At 50.9% G+C, this 269-nt stretch carries 1 pseudogene; it reads right to left on the reverse strand.

Annotated elements, in window-relative coordinates:
* Nucleotides 1–269 (reverse strand): annotated as a pseudogene (locus SB717_RS36250) (glycosyltransferase); the annotation flags it as partial.

Raw genomic sequence — 269 nt, forward strand, 5'->3', positions numbered from 1 at the left:
GCATTGGCCGCATAAGTTTCCACAAGATGCGGGATCCTTCCGGCGATGACGATTTCGTGATCACGGAATCCTGTTTCTAGTCCTTCCCTGAGCGCATCAAGAAGAAGGGTATGATCATATGCTTCTTCTTCATGAGGGATGGGGAATAATAATGAGCTCCGATCCTCCCTCTCATGGATGAGATGAGCGGTCTTCACACCGGCGTCATCCCTTTTCCGTTTCCAGATCCGGTCATAGAGAATCTCCTGGGGCAGTTCAAGGGACTCGAG

Source organism: Priestia sp. SIMBA_032 (assembly GCF_046535215.1).
GTDB classification, from domain to species: Bacteria; Bacillota; Bacilli; order Bacillales; family Bacillaceae_H; genus Priestia; species Priestia aryabhattai.